This is a genomic window from Aeromonas sp. R5-1 (assembly GCF_040908265.1).
Classification (GTDB): Bacteria; Pseudomonadota; Gammaproteobacteria; order Enterobacterales; family Aeromonadaceae; genus Aeromonas; species Aeromonas caviae.
Genome location: NZ_JBFODJ010000064.1, coordinates 22,844 through 29,871, shown reverse-complemented (window position 1 = coordinate 29,871; position 7,028 = coordinate 22,844). Strand labels below are relative to the sequence as shown.

The window sequence follows — 7,028 nt, the reverse complement described above, 5'->3', positions numbered from 1 at the left end:
AGTGGTAGCGCGGTGATATCCGATGGATTGGCCTGTTTCAAAGCGGTCAAGGAGGCCAATTGTGAGCACCTGGGTGTTGTCACCGGGGGCAACCTTGATTTGCTGGATCATCCGGCATTCAACTGGGTAAACACGATGATAGGGAATGTGAAGAACTCGCTGCGGGGCAGTTGTCATAAGCTCGGAGCGAAGCATTTACCAAGGCATCTTGCTGAATACTGCTTCCGGTTTAATCATCGTTTTGACCTCAAGAGTATGTTTGTTGAATTGGGGCATGCAGTCGTGGCAAGCCCGCCGATGCCATATCGGCTCTTGAAGCTGGCTGAGGGTCATGGGTAATCAGGTAATGAATTCTCCTGATGAGTCTAAAACTGCGGATCCCAGGGCGCACGGCGATTGAGATCCCTCTTCAGTCCGCAGGGCCAATCCGCTGCCGGCAACTGAGGCAGACCTGATTCAACGTGGTGATGACCAGATCCGCAGCACTGCAAAAAGTTGGACTTCCTGACACCCTTCCATTTGCTTCCCCTTTAGTAACGGCACCACAGCCCGATGCTTTAGAACATTTTTCACCTCAAAGAGGATAAATCTGTACTGAATCCCACCATGGCCGTATTGCGGCCTGATGCTGCCCACTTGCCTACCTCAACCCCTTATTCAGAAACCGGCGCTGGCTCTCACTTTTGCACTCCTCCATTGTTCATCCCCACGGCTTGCCCCTAAAATCGCCGCCCCATCATCTATTGGACGTGAGTTGTTCTCCATGCAGACTCTGGTTGAGCAGATTGTTTACATCAGCGACATGTTTGGTACTGCGGTATTCGCGTTTTCGGGGGTATTGGTGGCCGGGCGGCTCAGGATGGATGGCTTTGGTGTCATGGTGCTGGCTGCGGTGACCGCCATCGGGGGCGGCACCATCCGCGACATGATCCTGGGGGCGACCCCGGTCTTCTGGGTGCGCGATCCCCTCTATATCTGGGTGGTCATCGCCACGGCCCTCCTCGGCATGTGGATGGTCAAGTTGCCCCGCCGCATGCCCTGGTATGTGCTGCCGGTGGCGGACGCCTTCGGTCTCGCACTCTTTACCGTGATCGGCGCCCAGAAGGCGCTCAATTTCGGCACCTCCGGGCTGATTGCCGTCCTCATGGGCACCATGACAGGGGTGGCTGGCGGCATGATCCGGGACGTGCTGGCCCGGGAAGTGCCCATGGTGCTGCAAAAGGAGATCTACGCCACCGCCTGCATCCTCGGGGGCATCCTCTATACCCTGTCACTGGAGGTCGGGGTGGAGAGGGTGAGCGCCATGCTCATCAGCATGCTGGGGGTATTCGGCCTGCGCGTGGCGGCCATCTACTGGCATCTCTCCCTGCCCACCTTCTCGCTGCAGCGCAATTGAGAAGCCTCAGAGTGGGCGAGATCCCATCCCGGCAGGGACAAGATTGAACCAAGCCGGCTTTTCTGTTGTCATACAGGGGTCGTTTCAAGCCGGAAAACCTCATGCAAAAACTTGGGCTCATTACCACGCTTGTTCTGATGATGGTGGCAGCGGCTCATGCGGGGGCACAGGCCCTGTTCGGGCGTCTGGCATCCACCCCGGTGCAGCAGTTCAACCAGCAGATCCGTCAGGCGAGCAGCAGTCAGCAAGGCTGGGTCAACGACTATCGCGAAGTGGCTCGCCGCTTCGTCGGCCATAAAGATGTACCCACCCGTATCCATGCTCAACAGCTGGACAACGATCTGGTGCTCTCGGTTGCCCTCGATGGCCAGAAGAGCGACATGCTCTACATCCTGACCCTGTTTCGCAGCAACAATCTGTGGCAGATGCGTCAGGCCGAGATGGGCTGGCGCTGTCAGGGCCAGGAGACCTTTACCCCCGTCCCCTGCCCCTGATCATCACCGAACATGTGAAATAAAAAAATCCGGTATCTTGGCCGGATTTTTTTATGAGCGAATGCACACCGCTATCAGGGGCGGTACACCTTGACGTTGGCAAAGCCCTTCTCTTTCAGGTAAAGCGCCTGCAGCTTGCTCATCACGCCGCGATCGCAATAGAGCAGGTAGGTCTTCTCTTTCGGCAGATCACCAAAGGCGGTGGCCAGCTTGAAGAAGGGGATATGCATGATCTCGCGCCCTTCCACCACCAGCGGCTTGTCGTCATGCTCCTCCATGGAGCGAATGTCCAGGATCACCTCGTCGTCACCGCTCTCGGCGGTGGTCTCCACCTCCTGCACCTCGGCGGCGGTCTCTTCACCGATGCGACGAATGTCGAGGTAACGGGCCTCGGCCACCACCTTGTCCAGAATGGCAAAGTCGAAGTTCTCCTCTTCCGCCTCGATGCGGGAGAGCTCGGCCTTCACGGTCGGCTTCTTGGAAATCACGCCGCAATACTCCGGCATGGTCTCCGCGAACTCCAGGGTGCCGATGCGGCGGGCTTCGCTGATGATGTCCGGCTTGTCCCAGGTGATGAGCGGGCGCAGGATCACCTTGTCGGTCACCCGGTCGATGACGTTCAGATTGGTGAGGGTCTGGCTGGAAACCTGGCCAACGCACTCGCCGGTCACCAGGGCCGGGATCTGGAACTCGTCGGCCACCTTGGCAGCGGCACGCATCATCATCCGCTTGAGCACCACCCCCATCTGGCCGTTGTCGATCTTCTCGAGGATCTCGGCCACCACGGGCTCGAAGTCCACCGCGGTGAAGCGCACCCGGTGGGAGGAGCCGAAACGGTTCCACAGGTGATAGGCCACCTGCTTGACGCCAATCTCGTGAGCCGCCCCACCCAGATTGAAGAAGCAGTAGTGCACCCGGCAGCCGCGCTTGATGAACTGGAAGGAGGCGACACCCGAGTCAAACCCGCCGGAGAGCAAGCTCAGCACATCTTCCTGGGTGGCGATGGGCATGCCGCTCAGCCCCTGGTGGATGGCGCTGACGATGAAAAGCTCCTCGCCATCGATCTCGAGGTTGATCTTTACATCCGGGTTCTTGAGGCGCACGCCGTTGCTCACGCAGTGCTGGTTCAAACCACCGCCCACGTAGCGCTCCACTTCGAGGGAGGAGAACTCGTGCTTGCCGTGGCGCTTGGCACGCACGCAGAAGGTCTTGCCCTCGAGCTGATCACCCCAGACGGCTTTCACCTGCTCGAAGATGTCGTGCAGGTCGGTAAACTTGCTGGCCTGCACCTCGAGGAAGGCCTGAATGCCGGGGATGCAGGCCAGGGCTTCGATGGCTTGCTCGCGGAACTGGTCATTGCGGGAGCTCACGATCAGCTTGTCCCAATCCATCCGCACCCGGGCATCGTCGTCAAAGCGGCGCAGGACATTGCGGATATTGCCCTGCAGGATCTTGATAAAGCGCTGGCGAACCGACTTGCTCTTGATGGTGATTTCAGGGAACAGCTTGATAATGAACTTCATGGTAATGACTCGGGTGGCCTTGATTTAAGGGCGCGAATTATATCAGAACTTTGTGACCAGCGCCTACTGCATGAGCGGCTGCTCACATTCCCCCACGCAAAGTTTGCCGCATCCGGGCAATCATGCGTATATTCCCACCCCTGCATCCTGGCAACACAGCATCCATGAAAACCCATATCTACTACCCCGGCATGGAGGTACGCGACGAGCTCTGGCTCAAGTTTGCCCTGCTCTATCTGGAGCGGCTCGCCTTCGTCTTCACCGTCAGTGAGAAGAGCGGTCTCACCGCCCTGCTGGAGACCCTGCGCCAGCAAACCGACCTGCTGGCCGAGCCGCCACAACCCGCCTTCTTCGCCCATATCACGCCCCAGGTCGAGAGCCAGATTGCCGGCCTGGTCGCCCCCGACTTCGTGCGTCACAAGGTGTTTGGCAACAGGGAGCTCATCGCCCGCTGGCGTTCAGCCCCCAACCACGACTGCTTCTGCCCGGCTCAGGCGGGACTGGAGCGGCTGCACGGGTTTTGTCTGACCCACGGCTTTGCGACGCAGGATGAAGGGGGGATCAGAATGGCGCGCCGCTTTGCCAACCTGCTCTCCATGCGCCTCGCCCGTGAGTGGGCACTCGCCAATGACGGGGCGCTGATTACCGATCACGACTATCTCGACCGCCTGCTTCACCTGCTCGAATCTCGCTACCACAATCGCGGCGGTCAGGATTGCTTCCACCTCGAGATCCCGCTGCAAGTGCCCACTCACCTGGCCGACATCCCGTTTGCAGAGCTCATTGCCCTGCGGGGGCGAAGCGGCTTTCGTCAGCAGCTCGCCGAGTTCCATCAGGCCCTCGATGCCCTGCTCGCCATGCTGGGCAGCGGCTACGCCGAACCCGCCGTGTTGACCCGCTTCGAGCAGGCCCAGCAGGGGTTCACACCCTTGCTGGGACCCGAGACCGTCACCCTGCCGCTCACCACGCTCGTCAGTACTGGCTTACCGGCCATGGCGATGATCCACCACCTCAAGGAGAGTCACCCACAGAGCGACCTGGTGTTTCATCCCATCAAGAAGAGCCACTTCCACCAGCGCAAGAGCCGGCATTTCTTCACCCGGCTGGGGCAGGTCAAGCCCTGACTCCCCGCCTCTGCCGGGGAATCGACAATCAACTGACGGCATCGGGACCATCACCGATGCTGTCAATATTTTGGCGCTCACCACGCCCTCAGGAGGAGTTTTCCAGCCGAAACTCGATGCGATCGCTGTTTCCCGCCTCATCCACCACCACTAGCTGATAGCGGCCCGCCTTGCTCACTACTTGATCCCCGTCCCAGCGCAGCCGCTGCCCGTTGAGAAACCAGGCCGGCTTGCCGACACCGCCGAGCACCCTGGGCTGCAACCGATAGCGCTGACTGCGGATAAGGTTGCCCTCCCCCAGCGCCAGGATGCGGATGGGGGCCTGCTGCTCGGCGCTCTGTCCCTCCCCCGCGCAGCCGCTGGCGAGCAGCGCCTGACGCCGCTCGCCGGGCACCCGCCAGGGCTCCAGCGACAGCGGCCACAGGGCCCGAAAACCGGATTGCGCCGCATCATGGCAACGGGTCAGGGTCGGCTCGCCCCCGACAGTCAATGCCACTTGCCGCAGCGGCGAGGGCCAATCCATGGGGTCCGGCAAGGTGGGAGGATCGCGCCCTTCCAGCAACCAGGCACTCTGACGCTGTAGACAAGTCTCTGGCAGGGTCGTGCTCGCCTTGCGCCCCAGCGGCCAGCAGATCTCGGCTTCGCTCACCGTGTTGGGCTGCGCCGGCAAGGGGCTGTTGTCCGAGAGCCGCGAGTAGACCGAAAGCAGCAGCGGCACCGCCGCGCTCTGACCATAAAAACCGGGCAAGGGGGTGCCATCGGGGCGCCCCAGCCAGACGCCGATGGTCCAGCGACCAGAGACCCCCATCGCCCAGCTGTCGCGATAGCCATAGCTGGTACCGGTCTTCCAGGCGAGCCGGTTGACCCGGCCGGTAGCCTCGCTGGCGAAGGGTTGATCCGCCCGCCCCTGGGCACTCAATATCTGCCAGATGATCCAGGCGGCCCCCGGGCTCAGCAAGGGGCGGGGCACCGCCTGCTGCCCCGCCAGCCAGACCGGCATCGCCACCTGCCCCTGCCGGGTCAGCGAGCTGTAGAGCGCCACCAGCTGCTCGAGCCGAATGCCCGCCGCCCCCAGCGCAATGGCCGGATTGGGCTTGTCGGAGAGCGCCAGCCTCACCCCGGCGTTGTCGAGGCGGCTGACCAGTTTGTCGGCCCCGAGCGCCTCCAGCACCTGCACCGCCGGCACGTTGAGGGATTGCTGCAGCGCCTGGGCGAGGGTTACCGGTCCCTGAAAGGCGCCAGAGAAATTGGCGGGGCGATAGTCCGAGCCCAGCCTTGGCGCATCGGAGAGCAGAGAGGCCGAGTGCACCAACCCCTCGTCCATCGCCAGACCGTAGATGAAGGGCTTCAGCGTAGAGCCGGGGGAGCGGATCGCCTGCACCATGTCGAGGTAACCGTGGCGACGCAGATTGCCATACTCGGCGCTGCCCACATAGGCGCGCACCGCCATGGTCCTGTTGTCGACCAGGAGCAACGCCGCTGAGGTCTGCTCGGGGAAGCGGCGGATATAGCTCGCCACCCGCCCCTCCAGCCAACGCTGCAGATCGCCGTCGATGGTGGTATGCACCAGGGCCCCGGCCTGATGGTCGGCGGCGAGGCGGGCAAACAGCGGCGCCTCCATCGGCGTGAAGTGACCGCGGGCCAGCACCGGCTCGATGCGCCCCTCCTGCCACACCTGTTCGGGCCAGACACCTTGCGCCACCAGCCTCTGCATCACCTTGTCACGGGCGGTGCGGGCCCGCTCGGGATGCCGGTCCGGCCGGTTGCGGCTGGGAGCCTGCGGCAGCACCGCCAACAGCGCCGCCTCGGCATAAGTCAGCTTGGCTGCGCTCTTGCCGAGATAGGCAAAACTGGCCGCCTGCACCCCCTCCAGATTGCCGCCAAACGGCGCCCGGTTCAGATAGACAGTGAGCAAGGTGCGCTTGTCGTAGTGCCACTCCAGTTGCAGCGCGCGCGCCATCTGGCGCAGCTTGCCGGGCACGCTTCTGTGGTAGGGCTCGATAAGGCGTGCCACCTGCATGGTGAGGGTCGAGCCCCCCGACACGGCGCGCCCATAGCGCAGCCACTGCCAGACCCCGCGCACCATGGCCACCGGATTGACCCCGGGATGGTGCCAAAAGTAGCGATCCTCGTAGCCCAGCAGCGCCTCGATATAGCGGGGGGAGACCTGCTCCAGGGTCACGGGGTAACGCCACACGCCGCTGGTATCGGCAAAGGCACGCAGCGGTCGCCCCTTCATGTCGAGCACCACCCGTGCGTAGGCCGGGTCGAGCGGTGGCGGCGGGAAGAGTCGATCCAGCGCCAGCAATGACAGGAGCAGTGCTACAACGCCCAGCATCGAGCAACGCAGCCAGCGTGGCAGGCGACCAAGCCAGCGCCAGCCAGCGTGGCCAGTGCGACCCAATTTCAGCCAGCCACGCTGCCAGAAAGTGAGCGGGCGAACCCGCTCAAGGGAGGGGACGTTACTCAGAGGGCGTCTGCGACTCATCAA

The 7,028-nt window shown here is 62.4% G+C and carries 6 protein-coding genes; 4 read left to right on the top strand and 2 right to left on the bottom strand.

Annotation, left to right across the window (positions count from 1 at the left end):
* The 3 genes from AB5Y64_RS10020 to AB5Y64_RS10010 all read left to right on the top strand — a co-directional run.
* The coding region (locus AB5Y64_RS10020; protein WP_274450143.1) for a transposase at positions 1-339 on the top strand (339 nt) is incomplete at its 5' end.
* Positions 340-763: 424 nt separating this feature from the next.
* Complete coding sequence (locus AB5Y64_RS10015; protein ID WP_223942943.1) at positions 764-1,396, top strand: trimeric intracellular cation channel family protein; 633 nt, start codon at positions 764-766, stop codon at positions 1,394-1,396.
* A 101-nt stretch (positions 1,397-1,497) separates the two neighbouring features.
* Positions 1,498-1,890, top strand: a complete 393-nt coding sequence (locus tag AB5Y64_RS10010) for a hypothetical protein (RefSeq protein ID WP_368203723.1) — start codon at positions 1,498-1,500, stop codon at positions 1,888-1,890.
* A gap of 74 nt (positions 1,891-1,964) precedes the next feature.
* On the opposite strand, the gene thiI is transcribed toward AB5Y64_RS10010, so the two are convergent.
* Entirely contained in the window at positions 1,965-3,413 is a 1,449-nt protein-coding gene (gene thiI / locus AB5Y64_RS10005) for a tRNA uracil 4-sulfurtransferase ThiI (RefSeq protein ID WP_010674285.1), read from the bottom strand.
* Between the two features lie 164 nt (positions 3,414-3,577).
* Between thiI and AB5Y64_RS10000 the strand changes: the two genes are divergently transcribed.
* Positions 3,578-4,537, top strand: a complete 960-nt coding sequence (locus AB5Y64_RS10000) for a hypothetical protein (RefSeq protein ID WP_010674284.1) — start codon at positions 3,578-3,580, stop codon at positions 4,535-4,537.
* 88 nt (positions 4,538-4,625) lie between these two features.
* Here AB5Y64_RS10000 and pbpC read toward each other — a convergent pair whose 3' ends face one another.
* A complete protein-coding gene (gene pbpC, locus AB5Y64_RS09995; RefSeq protein ID WP_368203721.1) occupies positions 4,626-7,025 on the bottom strand; it encodes a penicillin-binding protein 1C in 2,400 nt (799 codons plus the stop codon).
* Between the last annotated feature and the right edge of the window lie 3 nt (positions 7,026-7,028).